Genomic DNA, 24,043 nt, shown 5'->3' on the forward strand with positions numbered 1-24,043 from the left:
CACTGATCCCTCCCTATACTTGCCATGGCCAAGGACCGCGGCCCCAATCCCACTGTGCCCCAGCCTGGCTGACGCCGTATTGCAAAAGCGGGCCGTATTCCGGCTCAAAACGTTTTCTGAGCTGCTTTGAGTACCGGGAATATTCATGAAACTGCTGAAGCGCAAGGCGGTCATGAGGATGCGTATCAAGATAAAGCGTCAGTTCCACCAAGACAAAATCCGCCGCCTGTATTTGCTCCAGCAGCCGGTAATATTCATCATCAATCTTTTTCGCCATATTCGATTCCCCCCCGATAAGGATTATCATAGAAATCATACAGATCCTTCCAAAGGGTTCCTTTCTTTAATGCCTCCATCGGAGAAAATTGCTCTAAATGATACGGCTGAAACCTCATATAAAGCTGCGGCGGCGTACTGTAATACTTTCTCCCGATCGGCGGGCACGGATCAAACCTGCTGTGGAAGGGCTTATAGGATTTGATCGGTGTAAACGGCTCGTTTTCTTTCATAACGATCCTCCTTTCCAAGAAACACATGACCTTAATAGGTATGAACATGGAAAGGCATTTATGCCTTTACGGTTCAGGATCATTTCGTCCAAAAAAGCCGGCATGCACAAAGACATGATCTGAGCGGCAAAAAAGTCCGCTCATTAGAACGGACTTTACTCGTGACTTTTCTCATACGGATACAGCTTTGTTCTCTTATATATAGTTTTGTCAAGTTAAACGTTGAAGGAAACGATCATAGTTTTTCAACGAATAATCCGTAATTTGTTTATCATACTCAGGATATTTATATCCTAATGCAGAAGCCGCTGACTTTGAATAGGTTCTAAAGAGATCATAACAATCAAATAATGCCTTCCACACGCTTTCATAAGTATTGCCGACATAGGTATTCAGCAGGATTTCCCAGTCTTTTACGTCCATGTATTTTTGAATATACTTGTAATTCTTCCCCACACTTAATGAAAACTGATTTTCTATCCCAATATTCCAAGCAATCATACGCAATACATTAGGTCTTAAAATGTCATTCATATGATCGAGCGCATACAGTATTTCGTTACGCATTAACCCTTTAATAACATAGGTTGAAACCATCCAAAATTCATTACAGCAATCATCAAACTCCCTGGAAGTTGGTTTCTTGATATGATATTGTTCATCAGCCGCCATCATCCTGCGGCGGATTCGGTCATCCTTGTCTAATAATACTTCATCACTCTCTGCAAAATAATGCTCTGTTTGATTTACAGGGATCAAGGTTAAATCGATTTTATGATCATCTTTAAAAAGCATTAAATAGGAGAACCAGCCTCCGAGCTCCGGAGGGAAAAGTTCCATATCTTCAGGTTTTTGCATCATCATTCTTTCTCCAAACTGAGCCAGCCATCCGTCGTCGGACGTGAAAGAGTCCATATCGGTCACAAAATAAGAAACATCATAGTCTTGAAATCGGTCTCTCGGTACATTTTTATTGGTCCTTGACCCCTCCAATGTGACAAGGCGGATTCGCTCGTCCTTTTTTGCAATATCAAGAATTAAATTCATCATTTCGCTTTCACTTCTCACATGTAAAACCCCCCGACAAAGAGATCAGACCCTTTTTGATGATGCTGTTCATAAACGGTGATTTTTCCCCAATAACTTAAAAGGAATTTTATCATATTCGTTTTACTGAGTGCAGTTATAATCAACAGAAAGAAAAGGTCTGTAAGCCTGCTCATGATTTGCAGAAAACCCTATGTACTTGTTGATTGATGATTTTGTTCCAACAGTACAATTCAGCTGCAAGAACATGAGAAAAACACTCTTGCTGCTCAAGAGTGCCCTTCTCTTATGATTAGGCATACTGGCCGGCCCGATGATGGAACGGATAATGATGGTGGTATCCGCCATAGCCTCCGCCGTAACCTCCGTAGCCATAGCCCGGATATCCGAAGCCGCCATAACCTCCGTAACCTCCGTAGCCGTAGCCCGGATATCCTCCAAAACCGCCATAGCCTCCGTAACCTCCGTAGCCATAGCCCGGATATCCTCCGAAGCCCCCGTAACCGCCATAACCGCCTGGGTAGCCTCCAAATCCGTAGCCGCCGCCAAACCCTCCGTAGCCTCCGTAAATCGGTCTTCTTTCATTCATGATCAATCGCTCCTTCACATAGGTTACAGTCCAGCTTATGAGATTTGGAACGAAACGTATGGGCATCCGCCCATTTTTTACAAAATAATAAATGAATCTCTTTACAAGGCCTGCATAAATAAAAAAAGACCGGAACATGTTCCGGCCTTCTGTCTGACTTTATTCGCCTAAATCTACATTATGGTAGACCTGCTGCACGTCTTCCAGATCCTCTAATACATCAATAAGCTTTTCAAACTGAGCTTTCGCTTCTTCCGGCAGCTCAACTTCATTTTGCGCCAGCATCGTCAGTTCAGCCACGGTAAATTCTTCAACGCCTGCATTTTTAAAGGCTTCCTGCACGGCATGGAATTGATCAGGCTCAGCATAAACGATGACACTGTCATCCTCTTCTAAAATATCGCGGACATCCACATCAGCTTCCATCAGCAGTTCAAGCGCTTCATCAGCCGATTTGCCCTCAACCCCGATAACAGCCGTCGCATCAAACATGTAAGCGACAGACCCGCTGACGCCCATGTTTCCGCCGTTTTTCCCAAACGCAGCCCGCACTTCAGGCGCCGTCCGGTTCACGTTATTTGTCAAAGCGTCAACGATGATCATTGACCCGTTCGGCCCGAAGCCTTCATAACGCAGCTCATCAAAATTCTCTTCCGCACCGCCCTTCGCCTTTTCAATCGCACGCTCAATGATGTTTTTCGGCACACTGTACGTCTTCGCGCGCTCCAGCACTACTTTCAGCGCTTGGTTTGACTCCGGATCAGGCTCGCCCTGTTTTGCCGCCACATAAATCTCACGGCCAAACTTTGCGTAAATCCGGCTGGTATTCGCATCTTTTGACGCTTTCTTTTCTTTAATATTGTTCCACTTACGGCCCATTTTGTTCCACTCTCTTTCACGAATTGAATCTGTATGATAAATACTCTTTTTCTATTATACCTCAAGTGGTTTGGTTGTTTCGAGTGTAAGACGTTAGAAAAAGCAGCCAGCAGATTTTCCCCTGTCAAAATAACGGCGGAGTAGCTGAACGTGCCATTAACGAACTCTGACTTTTGTATGTATGAAACACAAAAATTCAGTATACAGGAACTAAGTCGCAAGCCAAAAGATTCATTTTATCCTCATTACCTATTTCCTACACTGCACATCCGGCAACACGTGGTAAAATTTTGATATCGAACAAAAGAAAGGATATGGTCATGAAAGTTCTCGAAGCAACCACCCTGCTTTCCGCCGCAAAACAGCGCGCGGGAGAATACAAAGAACTCCGCGGCCACATGGCCAGCCTGAAAAAATCGTTCCAAGGCATGGCTGACCTCGGCGGCAATGATTTCTCAGGCAAAGGCGCCGACAACATCAAAGCCTTTTTCCAAGACCACGCAGGCGTCGCAGACAGCTGGCTCGAACTGATCGACATGAAAATCGCATTTCTTACAAGCCTAGCGGGAAAAGTTGAAGACGCCGGACTCTCCCAGTCGTATGTGGAAGAATCCTTTTTAGAGCACGAGCTCACCCACGCCCTCAGTAAATCAAAGGCAATTATGGAAGAGCAGAAAAAAGACATGCGCTCTATTTTGGGAGAAATCGAAGACATCATCTCGCTCGATCTCTTTTCCACCGAAAGCGTGGATCACAAGCTCCAATCAGCCGACAAAAAGAGAAACGAAACGATACATAAACTCGGCAAACTGGATCATGATTTAACCGCAGAATACGCAGAAACCGAAGCAAATGAACATTTCATCCAAGCAGATTTTCAACAGCTCCAAAACGCCACAGGCAAAGGAAAAAGCGCAACGCCGCTCCACTACAACGCCAAGGCGTACAGAGAAAGCGACATTCATAAGAAAAAAGGTGAGATTGCGAGGCATTCGGAGGCTTATTTGACGATTAAGAAGGAAGAAGCGAGAGAGCGGGAAATTGAAAAACTGAAAGAAAGACTGAAAAACTACGATTATACGAATGCCGATGAGTTCTACTCCATGGCCAAAACGATCGGCTACGAAAACCTGACAAAAGAACAGCAGCGCTACTTCACCCAGATTGAAAACACGCATGAGCTCACAGACGGTTTCAAAGGCGTTGCGGTCGGTCTTTATGATTCAGGAAAAGACGCGGTCACAGGCCTGTGGGATATGATCACAGATCCAGGCGGAACTGTTGAAGCCATTACCGGAGCGGTGGCTCACCCTATCAAAACGTATGAAGCCATTTCAGCCGCAATTGAAGAATCGTACAAAAGAGACATGGTCAACGGTGACACCTACTCAAAAGCAAGATGGGTGTCGTATGCTATAGGCACCGTTGTGACATCAGTTGTCGGCACAAAAGGCGTCGGCGCCGTCTCAAAAACAGGCACAGCCGCCAAAGTGACGGCCAAAGTCAAAACAGCAGCAAGCAAGTCAGCAGCTGCCCAAAAAGCCATAACGGTCTCAAAACAAACCGTTGATCAGATCAAGCAAAAGGTCAACACAGGCATTGAAGTATCAAAAAAACACGTCAAAAACAAATTAAATCAAATCGGAGATCTCACCCTTGCGGACATTCTCCCCTATCATCCCCGTCACGACTTAGTGCCGGCAGGCGTTCCTTACAACACAGTCAACGGGATTACGCTTAAAGAGGAACTCCAGAAATTCGCCAAGGTCATCCTTCCGAAACCGTACGGAACCTCTGCAAGCGGCAGACGAACACCGACACCACATGTACCGCCGGTAACCGTTAAATACGGCGAGCATTATGCGAAATGGACCAGAAAGAAAGTCTTGAAGCCGAATGTCATCTACAAAACAAAAGAAGGCTACACGTACACCACTGACAACTATGGTAGAATTACAAGTGTCAAAGCAGACTTGCAGCTGGGAGAAGCAAACCGAAACCAATATGCACAGTCAAAAGCAGGTAAACCAGACCGTCTGACAGATGACGACGGAGGCCACCTAATCGCCACTCAATTCAAAGGCTCAGGCCAGTTCGACAATATCGTGCCGATGAATTCTCAGATTAATAGAAGCGGCGGGAAATGGTATGAGATGGAGAAGGAGTGGGCTAAAGCTTTAAGCAGAAAACCACCTAAAAAAGTAGCAGTTCAAATTGAATCAGTCTATTCTGGAGATTCACTTAGACCATCATATTTCGATGTAACCTATAAAATTGGAAGCAGGAAAGAAATAAGTGTCTCTATTAAAAATCAGCGAGGGGGTTAACCTAATGGAAACTAAGAGAATGCAAGATTTGTATCAACTTATTGGAGAAAAACTAAATGACATCATACCTGATGAATGGACAAAGATTTACCTGTATGCAGAAATATTAGATGATTCCACAATGGTTCTATTTCACTTCAAAACACCAGAAAGTAATCAAATTATCTATTCACAAGATATACCTAGCCATTACAACGTAAGCAAAGATATTTTCAAGACGTTGTTAAGAGAACTAAGAGAACTTTTTGAAGAATTAAGAACTGAGCATAGAAATAATAACGATGATGTTTGGACTAATCTTACACTAACATTGGATAATAGCGGAGAATTCCAATTAGATTATAATTATGATGATATTTTAGCATCGGAATTAGATGGATACGAAAGAATCGCAATATGGGAGTATAAAAACCTTGGTATTTTGCCTGAAGATGAGGACGATAAAGAATTTGTAACAAACTACTTCGGCCTATAAATCAATAACGGCTCAGCACTTCTTTGCTGGGCTATTTTAAAACCATTTTGTAAGTAAGCTATCGTTATGCAAACACCCCATAAGAAATTTAATAATAACAGTCTTGATATAAACCAATAAAAAAATACTTAGAAGACTATCCTGAAAATCCAATCTAATAAAGTTGGGAAAACGATGTTAGAAAACATTTATCTGCAAATAGCTGATGTCATAAGAAGAATGATCCCTTCCGAATGGAACAAAGTAGTTCTTTATGCAGAAGTACTAGACGGCTCCAGAGAAGTGTACTTCTTCTTCCAAACGCCAGAAAACGAAGAGTATATTTACTCTCACGACATTCCAGAACATTTTCAGGTCAGCAAAAAAATTTATACCGAACTACTACTAGACCTCCAAGAGTTGTTTAAGCAGTTACACACTGAGTTTAAAGAAAATAATCCCGAAGCATGGACAAATTTGACACTGAATCTTGAAAGCAATGGAACGTTCTCAATTGATTATGATTATGAAGATGTTATTGCATCTGATTTGGACGAATACGAAAGACAAATGATCTGGGAATACACTAACTTGGGTATTCTCCCTGAAGACGAAGAGGATAAAGAATTTGTTAAGGATTATCTAAATATTAAATAATGGCTTCAACAATTCAAAGGTAGAGGATCATCAATGGAAACTGAAAAAATAAATGATAGATTCCCTCCGAATGGATGAGGGTTACTCTATATGCCTTTTTGTGTTGACTCTTAATTCCTCAAAAAGTTAAAATAATTGCTTTAAATTCGAATAAATATAAAAAAAGCGTCTAGAATAAAATTTTTTTATGCATTTAAGTATTGAATACGCCAAAAAAATTGATTATAGTCCTTATCGCCAACCCTATCACCTAATGTTTCTTGAAGCACCTTGCTGCAGCTAGGTCTATGGATCTTACTATAGAAGAGTAGAAATATTTGATAGAGTTGGCGGTTTTGTCAAAGTTAATATCTATTTCCTTTGTGGCCCAGCTTCTTTACAGAAGAAATGAAATTAAATGGTTTCTAATTCTTGAAATATTCCCCAATGTTGAAACAAGGAACTCAAAACAGAATTCCTTGTTTTTATGTTATTTCTTTAATCTAGCTCACACCTAAAGCCTTAAATACCGCATCTATCGGATCAGAATAAAAAACTGGCTGCACTTTTACCAATAAATCTGGTGGAACTGTTTGCAAATCCATAACCGATGCTGCTGGTATTAATACTTTTTTGGCCCCAGCATCTACACATACTTGTAAAGTATTTGCAAATCCCTCAACTTTGGAAATAGTACCCCCGACTGTCATATTACCAATAACGACTAAACTCTCCTGCGTTGGCTTTCCCAACGCTCCTGAGCAAAGACCAATTAATTCAGCAATCGCTAACTCATCCGTTAGGCCAATTCCTTGAAGATCACTTATGTGCATGAGATAGTCTTTTGTTTTGGTACTAATCGTATTACTAATACTTTTACTATTAGCCGTAAAGAAACGAAATGCTGTATCAAGGCTTTCCTTTGCATCACGGTTTGAACCAACACCTGATTTATCAAATTTACCGGTTCCACTAACAACTTGATTTTCGAGCTTATAAATGCCAATCATTCCAGAATGGCTATGTCCAACAACGTAAACATGTCCTGGTTTACCCATACCTTCTGGAATTAGTTTACCTCCACCTTGTTCTGGGACTGATATGTAATGTTCCTCTAACGTTTCATTATCAATATAAGAGAACATCACATCATAAAACTCCATTCCACCAATTTTCTTTAACTGTTCCTTAACACGTCGACGGCCCTCAAGTGCATACTCCAGTACCTCACTTAATTCTTCTTTTGTAAAATCTCCATGTGGATAAAGGAGCTTCAACATTCCAGAAACAGTTCTCTTTACCGCATTCGTATCACGCTGGTTTAAATTATTACCTAGCTTGAAATAGCGATTAATTGCATCACTGAATGTACGTTTACGCATTTCACGGAAAAATTCTGCAAGATAATCAACAATAAATCCATATTTTTCAGTGATAATGTCAGGTCGCATTTTCGGAATCTCCCAACCAGGAAGGTAATAGTGCATCCGATCAAAGAATGCCGAATCATTTGCCATTTCTTCAGGGAATGGTGCAAACAAGTGTAATGTTTTAATTAGTGTGTCCACACTTTGATTGATATTGCCGACAAATACCATGGAAGCAGAAGCATTCTTTTCTTCTTTACCTCTAGCAAAAGAACCTGATGCCATGTAGTCCTTCATAATTTGAATGCCGTCTTTATCTTTAAAACGGATACCCGCAACCTCATCAAAAGTAACACAGTCCCACATTCCGACAAGACCTACTTTTCTTGTAGACATATTATAAAATAGATTTGCTACGGTTGTTTGTCCACCCGAGACGAGAATCGAATTCGGTGATAACTCCTTATACACATGAGATTTTCCTGTACCACGAGGCCCAAGTTCACACATATTGTAATTATTTTCCACAAGAGGAACCAACCGCAGTAACAAATGCCACTTCACCCGCTCTTCTAGTTGAGTTGGTTCCATTCCTACTGAACGAATTAAGACATCAATCCATTCATCTTTTGTGAAGCTCTTTCTCCCATCAAATACCTCTTGAATGTCCATATTTGGCATTTGAATTGGTTGTAAGCTGCTAACATTAAAGGGATTTGAGTTTCGAACCTCTTCATCATAAAAATAATCAATTTTGACCATACACCATATGCCACCGACAAGGAGCTTATCAAATTCTTTCACATACATGGATGAAATGGGAACGCCTTTTAAACCAAGGTTTGAAAACTCCGCTTCATAAGTATCAATTTTGGGATTTAATGCAACTGTTACCTTGTCAATAACGGAGTATTGGCCATATTCCCGAATGCGTGATTTTATCTTTTCTGCCTCATCAGGACGAACAAAGTTTTCGGATAGAATTTTCTTCACCCGTTCAAGGCCTTCACGAATACTGTCCTCATCGTCAGTTGCAGCATACATCCCTAGTAAATACTCCAGCACGTATACTGGAACGTTCGCTCCCTCTTTAATAAGGGTCGTTAAATCTTTACGTACAACTCTTCCGGCAAAAACGTCATTTAACTTTTTATCTAAATCAACCGTTAATCCTTCATTCGCTCTTTCTTCCACTTACGGTCCTCCTCCCTATTAAAAATCGAAGTCGCTGATAATGCCCAAATTGATGTTAAATGGTATTTTTTCCACTACAACACCTGTCTCAGTATCCTTTATGGTTAAATAATATGTTTTATTTCGATCATAAGGAATGCTCTTTAATACAAACCTTATTTTAAAAGTACGATCAGCAGGATTATCAAACGGGCGATCTCCTATAATCGTTTCCTCGTTAGATATTACAATTCCTTCCTCATCAGCCATATAGATGACAACTGTTCGAGGGGTTGTCTTGTCTTCCACCTTTTCGGTTTGGAAAAATTCAAGATTATAAATGCTATTTGTTATCTTACGGGTTGTATTTGTAAGTTTAATATCAACTTTTTTAATTACCTTGGCACCTTTTTGTCCAGTCCGTTTGTTTTTAAACGATAAGAGTGGGACGACAATCTCTTGCAGACTTGCACCACCATGAACAAAATTAATACCTGAACCTTGCATTTTGTATCTGAATGTTGCCTTTGGCAAATATGCTGTTAATTGCTGCTCATTTTTTATTATGGATGACAGGTTGATAGCTAATAGTCCTGATACTTCACGCTGATCCTTTGAAAGTATATAGCGACGTTTAACTTCAATACTATCTATTGAATCTTGTCCAATCTTATCACTTTCTTCTAATTCCTCCCTTTGGTAAAGGAAACCATGATCGGCAGTAATAAACACATTTGTTCCACTCAAATCATCCCGAATAATTTTAACTAAGTCATACAATTGGTTTAATGAAGTTTCAACAGCATTAAATGTATAAACTTCTGTTGAAGCCTTATCTCCCATTGCATCAATCGTATCGTGATAGATGTATATGAGTTTTTTACCCTTAAAGGTTTCTCTTCTTCCTGCTTTATTCATTGCTAGTACATCTTGAAAATGAACAGCAATGCTTTCAGCCACCTTTGATTCAATAATCTTTTTCCGATTTTCCAAACCAGAGGAATCTTTTCCATCAACAAATACCCTAGCATTTGTATCTATGTCAATTTCATTGTGTGGTAAGAGTGATGGCATTCCAATTTTTGTAACGGAAGGCACAACACCGAGTAATGTTTCCACATCACAAACTCCCATTGTCTCAGTATTAAGACGATCAGCCAACTCAACACCTATTTCATAACGCATCGCATCCGAAACAATAACAAAAACTCGTTCCCCATTTCTAACTTTAGAATCAATGAATGAAGAATAAAAGTCTTGCTGATTTTTTATTCCGGGCAATGACCAGTCCTGTGTCATTTCAGACTCAATCGCTTGCGACCAATGGGAACTCAGCTCACCCATATACCAGTTCGTATATAGATTTTCTACCAACATTTTTAACTTTTTCAATAAATCATGATTACTTTCTTCATCATAAGCCACATAAAACTTACGGTAATATGTATCCATTAAATGATAGTCATTTACATATGCTTGATACAAATCAATTGCCCGTCCTTGTGGGATACCTTGACGATGTTCTTTATAAAACTCATGAATTTTAACAGTGTAATAAAGTGCCTCATATATGGAAGCAAATTTATCATAGTAATGCTTAGCTCTTCTCAATTTAATGAGTTTCGTGTATTCTTCATAATCCTCAAGCTGTGTAACCAATCCATTAGCTATGTAAATGATGATTACACGGTCAATATATGGAAAATTATCCGCCTGTTTAAAAGTTTCAACAGGTAGATTATTGATAATGTTTGAAAGTTGAATTTCCTGCTCAGCCATTTCCGCATATTCATCAAATACCACATAGTCAGTTTTGTGGTGCATCCAATGGTCAATAAACACAACAGCATTTGTTTTATTTCGATTAGAAATGAAGTTTTCAAGATCTCTAATATTTTCCTCTCCTACGGTTTGACCGAATGCCGTTACTATTAAATAGATGAACAATGTTTTTAGACTTTTCTTCTCCCGATCATAACCATAGTGATTAGAAACATAATTCCAGAACACATCAATATCAAAAAACTTTTCCATAAGGGATAAGTATTTATTCTCATTGTCCTCCAGCGTGTCCAATAACACAGCCTTTAAAACTTCTTCAAAGTCTGGAGTTTTTACGTTGCATAAAACACTCATAATAGAAAGTTCAATAATTTGCTCTGAATAGGTTTCTATATTTAATGCTGAAAACTTTCTAAAACGGTCCTTATTATTAAAGAAACGTTCATACTTTTTGATTACTGCCCGAAGTGATGGGTCTATATTCAACTCACTTAAAAAAAGTGAAATTCGATCTGCGTAGAACGTTTTTGAATAAAAAACTGTGTCTGCTAACCAGTTGTCTTCAACGCCCAATTCCATATTTGTATAAATCAAGTAAGAAGACATAGGATCTTCTTTTTCAAGCAAATATTTCGTCTGAAACTGGTTACGATCTGTTAGCGTATGAACCTTTACTTTATCAACGGTAAGACGTTCAATGTCCTCAGTAAACACATTATCCTTGTCCACCCAAAACACAATCTTCCGTTGTTCCCCATCTTTTAATGGCTCATTGAATATATTTGATAATGCAGATTCAATTTGATTTATGTTCATTTACTTCACCTACTTTCTCTTTACATTATAGTGCAAAGATACACCAGCAAAATACTGATGTATCTCCACTAGTGTTAATTAAATTTTTGCGACGAGTCCTTTAAATTTTTCATAATTTACTTTAACACCATCATCTAAATCAATTTCAATTTGCATATCTGCCATATGGTGTAATAGCTCATCATATGCTTTCAATTCATCTATTTTCTTTTCAAGGGATTTCAGTTCTTTCTTTGCATTACTAATCTCTTTTGCCGATGAATCACCGTCAATGATATTAAGCCAGTCTTTCTTTTCTGCATCCAATCTAATTTGATATTCATGCAAATAATCCGTTCGAATACGAGATAATGTCGTTTTATCATAACGGTGCATATAAATTAAACAATTAAACGCCTTTTCCTTACCAGATGTAAACAACCAGTATATTGGTCGCTTACTGTATGTCTTGATATGGTCCTTATAAAAATCATTCAAGAAATAACGACGCAGCGTTTCCTTCGGTGTTTCATCCTTTTTCCTTCCAAGTACATCTGCAACAAAATTGAGGTTTTCCGATAAAGTTTCTTCTCCAAAAGTAATTCTGATAAAGTTAACAAACCTTGATACAATATCATCTTCAAAATGTGCACCTGGTAGAATAGGCAGAATATTATCCTTGTCTGCTTTGACTGTTTTATATCGTAAATGGTCAAATTCACCACCAGCATATATTATTCCTTCTTCATCTAATGAATAACGGCCAAAAGAACATCCAACTACATATGAAATGAAGCTCTTTATGTCTCGTTCTAAATCAGCCTTTCGAATTGTTACATCCTTTGCATCGACATCTGGAATGATTTCTTCATTTAAACCATAAATATCAATAATAATTCTATTGAGTTTTTCCTCGTTTGTTTTAAGTTGATTGAATTGGTCGTTAGAATAATTCTCCCAAGATTTATATGCTGATTCAATAGTTGAAGATCCATTTGAGTGTTGAAGTAACGGGTGTTTCTTAAAATTCCAAGATGTTTCGAAAGAATCCCAATCATTCTTTGAGATATATATACAATCTTGGGTAATTTGAGTTATGCTTTGCTTTCTCTCATCAACTATAAAAGGTAAACTACCCACTGTATTAACTTCAAAATTCATAGTTGAACTTAATAATCGAAGTAAATATTCAGTAACCTTTGAATTTAATATAGCAAGCAGGAGTGGTATATTTTCTTCATCAATATTACAGATTCCTGAACCTCCACTCCCAAATAGCGAATTATTCATGTATCTACAAGCAAATTTGCTGCTACTAATTGCTGTATAAGTTAAACCCTGTTTAAAAATGAAATCCAAATTATAATTATGCGACCTTATTCTTCCTGTTTTCTCATCTTTGAAATTTCTTATTTCATATCCGTCGTTTTCCCAATTTACAACAAACTCCATATTTCCGGCCCATTTTCTAAATGGTCCACCCTTACTATAAGGGAACCATTTTTTTTCAGACTCTTGTGCTTTAATTCTTGATTCAGCTTGTAATCCGATATTATTGAATGGAACCTCATACCATAATCTCATAAATCTATCATTATTCGCCGTTGCCATTCCAATTCTTGTTTCAGATACTGTTTCGATTTTTTCGTTTGACCCGAAGTTTTTGATAACATTTTCACTAGCCCAAAAGGAAATTGGACTCCCAGGAATTTTATTGAAATTCGATTGATTAAATGAATAACGGTAGGAAACTGATGGATCTTTTACAGCTTCCAATGTCTTGATGGGTTGATTTTTTGCACCTTTAAAATCAGAAAGTTTAACATATTCGCCAGCTACCCCACTTAGATAGTTTCTTAAAGTAAATGTACAAATTGGTACTGTAGCACCCTCAAATCCTGAATATTCCAACTGTACTAAACTGCTTATACTTTTACTATTTATAATACTTTTTCGCAACTTTTCATACGAAGAAATAAACATCCATACAAAAGGTGTCATAAAACCCATTTGACCATTGTTTACTGTAGAATAATAACTTAATTCAATAAATGCTGAAAACAAGTCCGACTTAACATCTGGATAATATTTTGCCAAATAATTTGCTACTTCTGGAGTTACATAATTATTCGCAGCGTAAGGTGGATTTGAAATAAATACATTATATTTATCCCCCATAATTTTAGCCTGTTTTATTAACATACTAAACAGTGGAATAATACGACTTTTTATTTCCTCTTCAAATAAATTCCCTTGAACTTTTTCAATAGTATTTAAACGTTCTTTTATAAAAATCCCATCACTAGATTCAAGTTTTATGAGAGAACCAATTGCCTTTGCATCTTTAAATTGATTCACGAACAATTTTACCTTTTCAAAACTCACCCCAGAAGATTCTCCAGCTATAAATTCAATTTCTTCTTCTGTTATTGTATTTGTCTCTTGAATAGAAGCTAAATTCATCTTCAATCCATCCCGCTCAATACTCCTTAAGAAACGTTTGTTATACTCCAATGCTTTCATTATTAATGAAAAACTAGCCAATTGATATGCACGATCGTCAATGTCTAATCCATATAGATTTTTTTCTATAATTAAACGTGGAATTTCACGTTCCATATATCCACATTTTATATATATTTCAAATAGCACATCGAACATGTAGACTAGGATATGCCCACTTCCCATTGCCGGGTCGAAACACTTAATATCCTCTATATTTAACTCTTTATTAATATACGGAGCGAGTTTATCCCCATAATCTCGTTCTGGGTTTGGATTTTCAAGATAAAACTCCCAATGATTTATAAGATCTCTGTGCTCTGGATGAGACTCAATCCAGTAACGTCCCAGTGCATTTTGAACCATATAACGAACAATCCACTCGGGTGTAAATAACTGCGTTGCAAATGGGATTTCCTCGGGTTTATATCTCTTCTTCGCTTTAATAACACGTTCATTCTCTTCTGCAATATAGTATTGATACAACCAGCCAATTACCTCGACCTTTTTCCAGTTATCTTCTGGAATAATCTCAGTGCTTGTCATTTGGCGAATAAAGGAATCCGTTGCCAAAAGACCTTCTGGAAACAAGATTTCTGTATAGTCATCAATTGTTTCAAACATGAATGGCATATAACGATTCAAATCATTACAATGTTTAATAATGAGGTATTTGAACAGTTCCTCTGAGTTATTGTTCATTTTTAGCTCATAGACATATTCCTTATCCAAATCTAAATCTAACGATAGAGCTTCTTTCATCATGTCTGGCTCTGAACTACCAGCATTGGTAGAAGAAAGTACCCTTACTTTGGTTGGTAAATATTCGTTTACCTCCATAAAGCGTAAAGCGGTGAAACGGTTAAACCAAGTATAAGCAACTTCCTCCATCACTCGCTTAAATCCAATTTGATTAATACGGTCAATTAATCTATCTCTTTGAGCCTTTTCTAACTTTGAAAGCTGTCTGCCATCTATAAAGATGGCATCTGAGCTTTCAATATCCGCTTTTTTTATGTTGTCTTCTTTAATTCCAATCTTCATGGCTCTTGCTTCGACTTTTTTCAACAACTCTCTTCGTGCGTTCGTAGCAAAAGTCTTGAGTGCAGATTTATTCATTCCATTCACCTCAATTACTCTACAAACTCAATTTGTTTATTTTCTTTAATTATCTGCTTTAGCTTGCTGGATAAAGCATTGATGTACTTATCAACATCATCTTCTGTGGTTAGTGTTTTTACATTGACTAATTTTGTTACTTTTACTGGTTGCTTTTGAATAACTGGAGTCACAGGCGATACTGGAGGGTCAACTACTTCAGCATCAGGACGATTTCTTTCCTCCTCTTCTTTTTTACGTCTCCATTCTGCAATCTCCCGCTCAATGTACCCTTCCATTTTTTCCTTGAAGCTCGTACTTTGAGAAACTGTTGCATCAACTTTATAAATATCTGTAAAAGTATCTATATTAGCATTAAGTTCTCGGTAGTAACGATTTACTCTTTCTTTAGTTTCATTGGAAACACCATATTGTGATGTCAATAATGATAAGTAATCACTATCATCTTTTAATTTTTTATGAGCATTTTCTCGCTTCTCATTTAGGACACTATATATTTGTTCATCCATTGCATGAATTAGTTCTGGAATGTCCTTAATCTTTTTGTAAGGTATAGGGTCCTGAAGTATTGACTGCAGCTTATTAATAACTCCTTCTACCTCTGCACCTATCAAATAGGATTTACTTTCATCATATTTTCGTAAGGCTGCTAATCCATCATCAAAAATCTTTTTCTGATTAGTACCGAAGAAACTTTTGACATAGACGATATCCTCTTCCCAATCAAGCAAGTCATCTTCTAATTCCGTCAACTTATTGAAATAAGATACATTGTCTAAGCCACTGTGGAACTGCTCAAAGTATTCTAATCCTTTATCGAGTAAACTCATGCCAGGATACTTTCTACCTTCATAACGGGCTTTATACCCCTTGATTTCGTCTATCTGTTTTTCAACTTGTAGTCGAATGTCCTTCAATAGTCCATCTTCATCATCAGCTAAATCTGTTTTATTGAAAACATCTTTACAAATACTTTTAGCTGTTTTAATTAGTTTTTCGTCAACTTTTACCCTCTTCAACACAATGGCTTTGTCAGCTTCCTGTGTCTTTGTAAAAATCGTTACAAGTGTATTAACATTATCTTCAGGTTCCAAGTATTCTGCACTATACCGAATTCGAATACGTTGTTCTTTTAATAATTGTGCAATTATTCCTGCTATATCAAGCGTCTTCCAACCATATGGCTTGTCTCCGAAACGGTCGAATAAAATCTTAATTCGTATCTGCTTTTTCAAGTCGTCTTGTAAACTGATAAAATCAGATACTTCCCGCTGAGCCAACTCATTTGGATTTACCTTCAAAGTTTCTTCAAAAGACAATTGTTCATCATTTGAAGCAAGGATTGAAATTAAGGCCCTCTCATTATCTAAATGTTCCTTTACATAACTGAGTTTTGTATAGACATTATCGACTAGCATTGTGAAGGCAGCATTCACTTTCTCACGAACAGTAGAGCCTTTTATTTCTGCTTTGTCGCCATTGATAAAGAAGGCACTGTCCTTAATGGCTTCCTCCAAAAACTCACGAACCCTTCTTCGGCGTTCACGAACTTCTGCTTGTTTATTATTAAAGATATTTTGAATATTTTCAGGAAGTTGCGTAATATTCGTTTTCTTTCGGAACTCCTCAATACGCAATGCTTCACCGATTTCCTCTATATATGCCTCATTACCACCAAGTTTAATAATCATTTCCCCGTTACCTGAAGTCATCATCATTAATTCTTGCTCGGACTTATGGTAATGATCTGATAAGGGAGAAAGAATTTGCATTCCTATATTGGATGTCTGATTCCCATAATTTTTCTCATCCATTTTTTGATTGTAGGTAAATGAGTATTCACTGCTGTAACGGAAACGCTTTTCATCATATAGGTCTTGGAAGATGTAGTTTGCTAACTCCCGCTTAACGATGTCTTCATCAATAGTAAGGGATTTGATTTCCCTATTGATGTCTTGTTCGTCATCTGTTAAAAAGATAAAATTATCCCCATTTTTCTGTACCAACGTTTGGGATATTAGCTTACGTAAAGAAACTTTAATTTTCTCTTTAAACTGTAACTTATCCTCATCAATATGTGTAACCATTAGAGTAGCAATATTATCGAGATTTGCTGGCAGTTCTTTTACATATTTAATCATGAACAGAACCTTTAATAGATCAATGTTAAAGTCATCATCTTTTAAAGCAGGATTTTCATATGCACCCTCAATTACTCTTGAAATAGATGGGTTCAGAAATTCTTTTATTGTGTCATAGAAGGCATAGAAAGGAATAAGCGTACCTTCCTCAGCATTTTTATAATGAAGTCCAGCCTCTTTAAATGCCGATAACATGGATCGTTCCCCTTCTGATAAATGTTTACCAGAGGAGCCGTGTTTACGCACTTGTTCGAATACATTTTGTAATAACTTGAATTGGTACGGGATAAAAGGGTAAACATCTGCAAATTCCTGCTCATTGTCGTAACCACGTAAATCCGCTGTGCTTTCTCGGAAACTAATTAAATTCTTTAAAATCGCACTTTTTTCAGGATAAAGGACCTTCAATTTGTCATTAGCAAAATCTTTTTTCAATAGGATACGTTTTTTGATAACTTCATCCACCGAGATGGATGAAAGAGAAAGTCTTGTATCAAATCGCCCCTGGATACGAGAGAAGTCATCACCTTTGACTTTGATTATGCTATCAATACTTTCTTGGGAAGTAACCATAATCCAAACCTTACCCTTACAATGGGTTCCAAGATCTTCAGCAACTGTCTGCAAATTCAACATCAAACTACGGTTATCACCGATGTATTGTCCTATCTCATCCACTAGAAAGATAAGGTGGAAGTTTTCCCCCTTACTATTGATGTACTCATTTACGTCTTTCGCAAACTTTTCAATACTGATTTCGAAATTATTTACACCGTTCTCAAACCAATTTCGAGCAGACTCTTCCGTCATATCGGTTACTTTCGTTAAAGCACCGATGACAAAATCCGCATCAAAGTAAAAACTATTACGACGTTCTTCCCACGATTCACCAGCTAATGACTTAAATTCAGCTTTAAATGCCTCATAGACTCCCTGTTTATCCAGATACTTCTCCATTTCTGCCACACCGGGTATATCTCCGTAATAACCACGATGCTCATAAAAAACCTTCATAAAGACACGGAGAATTGCGTCTTCTTTTGATTTGTTATCAAGTGAACCTTTTGAATCTATGTTGAACAGAATGACTTCTGTTCCCACATCAGCCGTTCTTTGCATATTCGCATATACAAGAGGGTCTTGTACTTTTTCTTGAAAGAAATCAATTGCTTGCTTACCTTTTACCTTCTTATTTTCAAGCAAGTAAGCAAGGATTTTTAGAAAGTGTGATTTACCGGAACCAAAGAATCCAGAAATCCATACACCCATCTTATCTGTTGCATCATTAATCCCTTTTTGATAGTTCTCGTAAAACTTAGAAAGGTGTTTTTGCAGCTCACGGGTAACAACATACTCGTCCAATTCCTGATAAATATTACCTTCATCTTGTTGAGCTACTTTAATGACCCCACGAATATCACGTTCAATGTCTTTTTGAAACATATCTTTAATAATCATCTAAATTCCCCCTAACTCATTAATCGACTAATCGGAATGCTCGGTAATAGTTATCATCCTTAAACTTTCCAAACAATTGTAATGACTGACCATCATATTCACCTGGAAAAAACATGATTACAGGTATATTGTCCAAAACTTCTTGCAAATTATTTAGGATATTGTGAGATCGAACAAATGGGTAAACCTTCCCTATTCCTGTGATAAAAACCACATTATAGTCATCCACTTGTTCCTTAATTTTACTTAGAAACACCTCAGCCTTAGCAAATGTTGTCATCGCTTTAAACAATGCTTCTCTGCCTTGACGTTCTTCCATTTCAAAAATACGATCAAAAATCCTTTTTTCCTTTGTAATATCAATGAGCATCTTGTACAAATCAAACTCGATTACTCTTCGATTTGATCCTTCATAGTTCAATTGTCTTTTGATCCGTTTAACGTAGTCTCTGATATAAAGCTCCTGATTCGGTTCGTAGTCAAACACATAAAAACTAATTTCGTTGCCCAAACCACGGCCTTCAATAAATTTATCTTCTTTAATTTTATCAATAATTTTATCAGCCCTAGCTTTCAAGTTACTCATTCTGTCACCTCCTACTCACCCATAGCATGTATATAACGAGAATCGCCAATTTGAGCAAGATAATTTTTTATCGGTTCATCAATAATTAGCCTATTTAATTCTTTACTCTTCCTGTTTCTTAAAATACCGCCTTCATACAATACTTGGATGTAGGCACGTTTTAACTTTTCAACATTAATATTACTCCAACTAGCTACTTTTTCACTTTGCTCCGCTTTAGAAGAAAAGAAGAGATTAATGTCCTTCTTCTCTAGGAGGTAATCATTATTATGTAGCTTTTCCCCTATTACCTCATCCATGAATTCGAAGAACAGTAAATCAGTCTTCATAATGGCATATAGGTTAAGGGTTTTCCCAGTTTCAATAGACCCTTCCAAAAATAAAGCAGCAAGCGTTTCATCAATAACTTCTGCCCTTTTCATAACGGATGGCAGTGCTCTATTGATTCTTCCTTGGTTATTAAATTGAAACAGATTTTCTTCTTTTACTTTTTTTCTTATTTCATCTTTGGCTAAGCCCTGTTGTTTCAACTTTACAACCTGTTTTAACTCAAAAAGTAAAAAGGACGCCCCATTTAAACTTGAAGAATATCCTAAATCCATTGTCATGTAATCAAACCTTTCAGACAAGACTTGCTTCCTACTTAATATCCAATACTTTTCCTACCACAGCCAAGCGTCTTTTCCCACATTGCTGCTGGACTACTTTTGTAAACTGATTGTCCTTAATTAATTTTTCTCGATTATTTTCATATAAATTCTTAATTCCATCTATTAGCTCATTTTCTTTTATCTCTTCCCGCCAATAGGAATCAACTATCTTGTTTAAATCAACAGCTAAATCTCTCTGCGTACGGTAGAACAACTTCAATTCCACAGATTTCACCTCTAAGATAAATCTTACTTAATTCTTATTTTAGTCTTATTCTATTTGGAACTCAACGAAAAAGTAGGCTTGTTTCACTATTTAAATTTTAACATGTTCCCTTCAACTTATAGGGAAAATATCCTTTTCATTAGTACTAAACAGTAGATCATTAAAACCTGAATGAGCTAAGACAGAAAAGCGTCAACAGTTACAACAATTAATAGCCGATGCAAGAGCTAAGAAATTCGATGTGATACTGGCTAAAGAACTTTCATGTTTGGCACGTAATGGTCGCCTATCCTATGAGATTCGTGATATTGCTGAACAAAGCAAGATCCATATCATTACCTTAGATAATGCCATAAACACATTAGAAGGTAATGGGCAAATGTTTGGTATTTATGCCTGGATGTATGAACAGGAATCACAAAGTAAAAGTGAGCGAGTCAGAGCAACCTTAAGGAGCAGTGCACAAAAGGGATTATTCAAAGATCCTCCTTATGGTTACAATTTAGAAGATAGGAAACTTCGGATAAGCTCTGATGAAACACCAAACATCGATAGACGTATCTTTAGGGACTATCTTTCAGGTAAGTGCTTTATCACATTGCAAGGGAATTATATGAAGAAGGATTCCCTTCACCTGGACAAGTAGCTGGAAAGAAAAACGCTAGTGATAAGTGGCATGGCTCTTCCATTAGGAAAATTCTCGAAAATCCACATTATACCGGTGATTTAGTTCAAGGACGGGCCACGACTAGAAGTTTTACAAATAAAAATCGAGACCAAGTTTATATAGAAAAGCTTATTATTGTCCCCCATACACATGAGGCAATTATATTGAAAAACGATTTTGAAGCCATTCAGCAATTGATCAAGAGTAGAAAAAACACGTCCTCAGGCAGAAACGCCTCTGTTTACAAATACATCCTACTGTGAAGATTGTGGACGTAGATGCACTATAAATAGAACAGTAAGAGCTATATATGCGGAAACTACAACAAACATGGTGTAAAGGCATGTGGAATCTTTTAATTAAAGAAGCTGACTTTAATTTTGCATATTCTTGAAAGCAATCTAATCAACAGAAAAAGAATTCAGAAAAGCAACTTAGAATCTTTGAGAAGGAATTAAATCGGCTCAAACAATAGTTTATTGATGAAAAAATATCCAAAGCAGATTATGATGGAGTGTCAGCGATATCTATGACCACACGGACAGTATCAATTCTAAAAGCGAGCAATTGAAATCTTCTCTTGAAACCAATAACGATGAACTAGCATTCGATCAAATTAAATAACAGTTAGATACTGTTATTTAATTTCAAGAATTAACTCCAGAAATACTTCACCGCTTTATTGAGACAATTGAAATAAAAGCAGATGAAGTCCGAGAATTTTTTATCGGTTCTCGAACCCATCTGCTTCTTATTTAATTAATTTTATCAACGCCACACACTCCACATGATTCGTATGCGGAAACATATCCACTGGCTGCACTTCGAGCGTCTGATACCCGCCATCCTCAAGCACCCGCAGGTCTCTCGCAAGCGTGCCAGGGTTACAGGACACGTACACCACCCGCTTCGGTTTCATCTCCACAATCGTCCGCAGGAGCGCTTCGTCGCAGCCTTTTCTTGGCGGATCGACGACTAGCGTGTCGGCCGTGATGCCTTCTTCATACCATTTTGGAATGACGGTTTCCGCTTCTCCGACCGCGAATTCCGCGTTTGTGATGCCGTTTAGTTCGGCATTACGTTTCGCATCCTCAATTGCTTCCGGCACGATTTCAACGCCGTATACTTTCTTCGCCTGCTTCGCCAAGAAGAGAGAAATGGTTCCGATGCCGCAGTAGGCGTCGATGACGGTTTCTTCTCCTTGCAGCTCGGCGTATTCGAGCGCTTTGTCGTACAGCACTTTGGTTTGCTCTGGGTTGACCTGATAGAACGATCTGGCGGAGATGGCGAATTTGACGTCTCCGATGAGGTCGTAGATGTATTCTTCGCCCCAGATGACGTTCGTTTCGTCTCCGAAAATGACGTTTGTTTTTTTCGGGTTGATGTTTTGCACGATTGATTTGACGTGCGGGAATTTGGCGGTGATGTCTTCGATGATCTTCGCCTTGTGCGGGAAGTCGTTTGTTCTTGTGATGAAGACGATCATCATTTCGCCCGTGACCACGCCGTATCTGACCATGATGTGGCGGAGCCAGCCTTTGTGGCGTTCTTCACTGTACGCTTTAATGCCGTATGTCCCGCAGATGTCTTTGACCGCTTGGACGGCTTCGTCGTTTTTGGATTGCTGGATCAGGCAGGCGCTCATGTCGATGATGTCATGGCTTCTTTGCTGATAGAATCCTGCGACGAGTCCGCCTTCTCTTTCTCCGACCGGGACTTGGGCTTTGTTTCTGTAGTTCCACGGGTCTTCCATGCCGAGGGTCGGGTGGACGGTGACATTTGAGAGGTCGAGTTTTCCGATTCTCTCGAGTACATCTTTTACTTGTTTTTGTTTAAACAGCAGCTGGCCTTCGTAAGTCATATGCTGAAGCTGGCAGCCGCCGCATTGCTTGTAGATCGGGCACGGGGCGTCCGTTCTGTGCGGGCTTTCTTCTTTCAGCTCCATGAGGCGTCCGAAAGCGAAGCCTTTTTTGACGCGTGTCACTTTGATTTGGGCTTTTTCTTCCGGGAGGGCGTTCGGGACGAAGATCGGGAATCCTTCGACTTTGGCGACGCCTGCTCCTTCGTGTGTCAAGTCTTCGAAGACGACATCATAGTATTCGTTTTTTTCCACTGGCGGTTTGATTTTCATGTTTGTTCACCTCTTCTGTTAAGCAAGAAAAACTTGGCCGTGCAGGGCCAAGTTTTTTTAATCATCCAGCTGTTCCGCTTTTTCCTTCGACATGATGACGTGAATGTGGCGGTACAGATTCACGAATTCGCCCGGCAGCATGCCGCCGTACTCGCCGTCCAGGTTCAGCTGCATTTTTTCTGATACATTGACTTTCACGCGGTTCGCTTTTGTGTAAATAATGTGCTGATCGTTAATATGATCGCCTCTGAGCGCCATGCTCGCGACTCTGATAAATTCAGCGAGATTGGCTTTCTTCAAAATAATTAAATCAAACATGCCGTCATTCAGACTGGAATCAGGGGCAAGCTTCTCAAATCCGCCGACCGAGTTGGTCAGCGTCACTAAAAACAGCATGATTTCGCCTTGGAACAGCTTGCCGTCATATTCAATCTCGACCTCTGTCGGACGGAGGGAAGGCAGCATTTCCATTCCTTTTAAATAATAAGCAAGCTGGCCGAGCATTGTTTTCAGTTTGCTTGGCACATCATATGTCAGCTCCGTTAAGCGGCCCCCGCCGGCAATATTAATAAAATATTGTCCGTTGACCTGGCCGATGTCAATCGGGCGGGCGACGCCGTTAATGACGGTGTCAGCGGCGTTCAATATGTTCTCTCTCGGGATGCCGAGCGCTCTGGCGAAGTCATTTGTCGTGCCCACCGGGATAATGCCGAGTGTCGGGCGGCTGTCTAAAGGCGCGAGTCCGTTAACGACTTCATTAATCGTTCCGTCTCCGCCGGCGGCGATAATCAGGTCAAATTCCCGCAATGCGGCTTCTTTTGCGGCATGAGTCGCGTCTCCGGCGCATGTGGTGGCATGGGTGGAGGTTTCATAACCGGCTTGTTCAAATTTTTGCAGGACCTGGGCAAGATTTTTCTTAAAAAGCTCCCGGCCAGAAGTTGGATTATATATTATGCGTGCACGTTTCATTATCTCATCATCCTACTTAAGAGTATCCGATCCATT

18 protein-coding genes and 1 pseudogene are annotated in these 24,043 nt (G+C 38.6%); 5 read left to right on the forward strand and 14 right to left on the reverse strand.

Annotated elements, in window-relative coordinates:
- Positions 1 to 13 precede the first annotated feature (13 nt).
- From cotJB to J7E26_RS00880, 5 genes are all read right to left on the reverse strand, one after another.
- On the reverse strand, positions 14 to 277 hold the full coding sequence (cotJB, locus tag J7E26_RS00860) for a spore coat protein CotJB (protein ID WP_214800477.1): 264 nt from the start codon (positions 275 to 277) through the stop codon (positions 14 to 16).
- Positions 261 to 509 (reverse strand): spore coat associated protein CotJA, encoded by a 249-nt coding sequence (locus tag J7E26_RS00865; protein WP_061520246.1) that lies wholly within the window; start codon positions 507 to 509, stop codon positions 261 to 263. Before J7E26_RS00865 ends, cotJB begins: the two co-directional genes overlap by 17 nt.
- 210 nt (positions 510 to 719) lie before the next feature.
- Positions 720 to 1,577 (reverse strand): aminoglycoside 6-adenylyltransferase, encoded by an 858-nt coding sequence (gene ant(6), locus J7E26_RS00870; protein ID WP_214800478.1) that lies wholly within the window; start codon positions 1,575 to 1,577, stop codon positions 720 to 722.
- 271 nt (positions 1,578 to 1,848) lie between these two features.
- The gene (locus tag J7E26_RS18575) at positions 1,849 to 2,145 is read right to left on the reverse strand and encodes a hypothetical protein (protein ID WP_214984624.1); all 297 of its coding nucleotides are present in this window, start codon (positions 2,143 to 2,145) and stop codon (positions 1,849 to 1,851) included.
- 159 nt (positions 2,146 to 2,304) lie between these two features.
- Positions 2,305 to 3,024, reverse strand: a complete 720-nt coding sequence (locus tag J7E26_RS00880; protein WP_214800479.1) for a YebC/PmpR family DNA-binding transcriptional regulator — start codon at positions 3,022 to 3,024, stop codon at positions 2,305 to 2,307.
- 320 nt (positions 3,025 to 3,344) lie between these two features.
- Here J7E26_RS00880 and J7E26_RS00885 point away from each other — a divergent pair, with 320 nt between their 5' ends.
- The 3 genes from J7E26_RS00885 (at position 3,345) to J7E26_RS00895 (ending at position 6,462) form a co-directional block, all read left to right on the forward strand.
- Positions 3,345 to 5,351: a T7SS effector LXG polymorphic toxin gene (locus J7E26_RS00885; RefSeq protein ID WP_214812894.1), complete on the forward strand. Its 2,007-nt coding sequence runs from the start codon at positions 3,345 to 3,347 to the stop codon at positions 5,349 to 5,351.
- Between the two features lie 19 nt (positions 5,352 to 5,370).
- The gene (locus J7E26_RS00890; RefSeq protein ID WP_214800601.1) at positions 5,371 to 5,826 is read left to right on the forward strand and encodes a TIGR01741 family protein; all 456 of its coding nucleotides are present in this window, start codon (positions 5,371 to 5,373) and stop codon (positions 5,824 to 5,826) included.
- A gap of 174 nt (positions 5,827 to 6,000) precedes the next feature.
- A complete protein-coding gene (locus tag J7E26_RS00895) occupies positions 6,001 to 6,462 on the forward strand; it encodes an antitoxin YezG family protein (protein ID WP_214800481.1) in 462 nt (153 codons plus the stop codon).
- A 482-nt stretch (positions 6,463 to 6,944) separates the two neighbouring features.
- On the opposite strand, the gene brxL is transcribed toward J7E26_RS00895, so the two are convergent.
- The 7 genes from brxL to J7E26_RS00930 all read right to left on the reverse strand — a co-directional run bounded on the left by brxL (position 6,945) and on the right by J7E26_RS00930 (position 20,240).
- Positions 6,945 to 9,002 carry a protease Lon-related BREX system protein BrxL gene (gene brxL, locus J7E26_RS00900; protein WP_214800482.1) on the reverse strand — a complete coding sequence of 686 codons (2,058 nt, stop codon included), beginning with the start codon at positions 9,000 to 9,002 and terminating at the stop codon, positions 6,945 to 6,947.
- Positions 9,003 to 9,020: 18 nt separating this feature from the next.
- A complete protein-coding gene (pglZ, locus tag J7E26_RS00905; protein WP_214800483.1) occupies positions 9,021 to 11,579 on the reverse strand; it encodes a BREX-1 system phosphatase PglZ type A in 2,559 nt (852 codons plus the stop codon).
- Between the two features lie 78 nt (positions 11,580 to 11,657).
- A complete protein-coding gene (gene pglX / locus J7E26_RS00910) occupies positions 11,658 to 15,179 on the reverse strand; it encodes a BREX-1 system adenine-specific DNA-methyltransferase PglX (RefSeq protein ID WP_214800484.1) in 3,522 nt (1,173 codons plus the stop codon).
- A gap of 14 nt (positions 15,180 to 15,193) precedes the next feature.
- Positions 15,194 to 18,778 (reverse strand): BREX system P-loop protein BrxC, encoded by a 3,585-nt coding sequence (gene brxC, locus J7E26_RS00915; RefSeq protein ID WP_214800485.1) that lies wholly within the window; start codon positions 18,776 to 18,778, stop codon positions 15,194 to 15,196.
- 19 nt (positions 18,779 to 18,797) lie between these two features.
- Positions 18,798 to 19,364: a DUF1788 domain-containing protein gene (locus J7E26_RS00920; RefSeq protein WP_214800486.1), complete on the reverse strand. Its 567-nt coding sequence runs from the start codon at positions 19,362 to 19,364 to the stop codon at positions 18,798 to 18,800.
- Positions 19,365 to 19,375: 11 nt separating this feature from the next.
- Positions 19,376 to 19,993 (reverse strand): DUF1819 family protein, encoded by a 618-nt coding sequence (locus tag J7E26_RS00925; RefSeq protein ID WP_214984628.1) that lies wholly within the window; start codon positions 19,991 to 19,993, stop codon positions 19,376 to 19,378.
- Positions 19,994 to 20,003: 10 nt separating this feature from the next.
- Positions 20,004 to 20,240 carry a TIGR04540 family protein gene (locus J7E26_RS00930; RefSeq protein ID WP_214984630.1) on the reverse strand — a complete coding sequence of 79 codons (237 nt, stop codon included), beginning with the start codon at positions 20,238 to 20,240 and terminating at the stop codon, positions 20,004 to 20,006.
- A 190-nt stretch (positions 20,241 to 20,430) separates the two neighbouring features.
- On the opposite strand from J7E26_RS00930, the pseudogene J7E26_RS18130 reads away from it, so the two are divergent.
- Together J7E26_RS18130 and J7E26_RS18135 are read left to right on the forward strand one after the other, a co-directional pair.
- Positions 20,431 to 20,886, forward strand: a pseudogene (locus J7E26_RS18130) (recombinase family protein); the annotation flags it as partial.
- A complete protein-coding gene (locus J7E26_RS18135; protein WP_214984632.1) occupies positions 20,826 to 21,170 on the forward strand; it encodes a recombinase family protein in 345 nt (114 codons plus the stop codon). The pseudogene J7E26_RS18130 and the gene J7E26_RS18135, both read left to right, overlap by 61 nt.
- Positions 21,171 to 21,658: 488 nt before the next feature.
- Here the strand turns inward: J7E26_RS18135 and rlmD are convergent, their stop codons facing one another.
- Positions 21,659 to 23,038 (reverse strand): 23S rRNA (uracil(1939)-C(5))-methyltransferase RlmD, encoded by a 1,380-nt coding sequence (gene rlmD / locus J7E26_RS00940; protein ID WP_214800487.1) that lies wholly within the window; start codon positions 23,036 to 23,038, stop codon positions 21,659 to 21,661.
- Positions 23,039 to 23,095: 57 nt separating this feature from the next.
- A complete protein-coding gene (locus J7E26_RS00945; RefSeq protein ID WP_214800488.1) occupies positions 23,096 to 24,007 on the reverse strand; it encodes a diacylglycerol kinase in 912 nt (303 codons plus the stop codon).
- Between the last annotated feature and the right edge of the window lie 36 nt (positions 24,008 to 24,043).

This window comes from Bacillus sp. ISL-51, from assembly GCF_018613535.1.
In the GTDB taxonomy this organism is placed as follows: Bacteria; Bacillota; Bacilli; order Bacillales; family Bacillaceae; genus Bacillus.

Excerpts from the sequence above, each read along its gene's own strand:
- pglX (WP_214800484.1), bottom strand. The coding sequence starts at position 15,179 with ATGAATAAATCTGCACTCAAGACTTTTGCTACGAACGCACGAAGAGAG.
- J7E26_RS00890 (WP_214800601.1), top strand. The coding sequence starts at position 5,371 with ATGCAAGATTTGTATCAACTTATTGGAGAAAAACTAAATGACATCATA.
- brxC (WP_214800485.1), bottom strand. The coding sequence starts at position 18,778 with ATGATTATTAAAGATATGTTTCAAAAAGACATTGAACGTGATATTCGT.
- rlmD (WP_214800487.1), bottom strand. The coding sequence starts at position 23,038 with ATGAAAATCAAACCGCCAGTGGAAAAAAACGAATACTATGATGTCGTC.
- J7E26_RS00920 (WP_214800486.1), bottom strand. The coding sequence starts at position 19,364 with ATGAGTAACTTGAAAGCTAGGGCTGATAAAATTATTGATAAAATTAAA.
- J7E26_RS18575 (WP_214984624.1), bottom strand. The coding sequence starts at position 2,145 with ATGAATGAAAGAAGACCGATTTACGGAGGCTACGGAGGGTTTGGCGGC.
- pglZ (WP_214800483.1), bottom strand. The coding sequence starts at position 11,579 with ATGAACATAAATCAAATTGAATCTGCATTATCAAATATATTCAATGAG.
- cotJB (WP_214800477.1), bottom strand. The coding sequence starts at position 277 with ATGGCGAAAAAGATTGATGATGAATATTACCGGCTGCTGGAGCAAATA.
- J7E26_RS00885 (WP_214812894.1), top strand. The coding sequence starts at position 3,345 with ATGAAAGTTCTCGAAGCAACCACCCTGCTTTCCGCCGCAAAACAGCGC.
- J7E26_RS00880 (WP_214800479.1), bottom strand. The coding sequence starts at position 3,024 with ATGGGCCGTAAGTGGAACAATATTAAAGAAAAGAAAGCGTCAAAAGAT.
- J7E26_RS00895 (WP_214800481.1), top strand. The coding sequence starts at position 6,001 with ATGTTAGAAAACATTTATCTGCAAATAGCTGATGTCATAAGAAGAATG.
- J7E26_RS00945 (WP_214800488.1), bottom strand. The coding sequence starts at position 24,007 with ATGAAACGTGCACGCATAATATATAATCCAACTTCTGGCCGGGAGCTT.
- J7E26_RS00865 (WP_061520246.1), bottom strand. The coding sequence starts at position 509 with ATGAAAGAAAACGAGCCGTTTACACCGATCAAATCCTATAAGCCCTTC.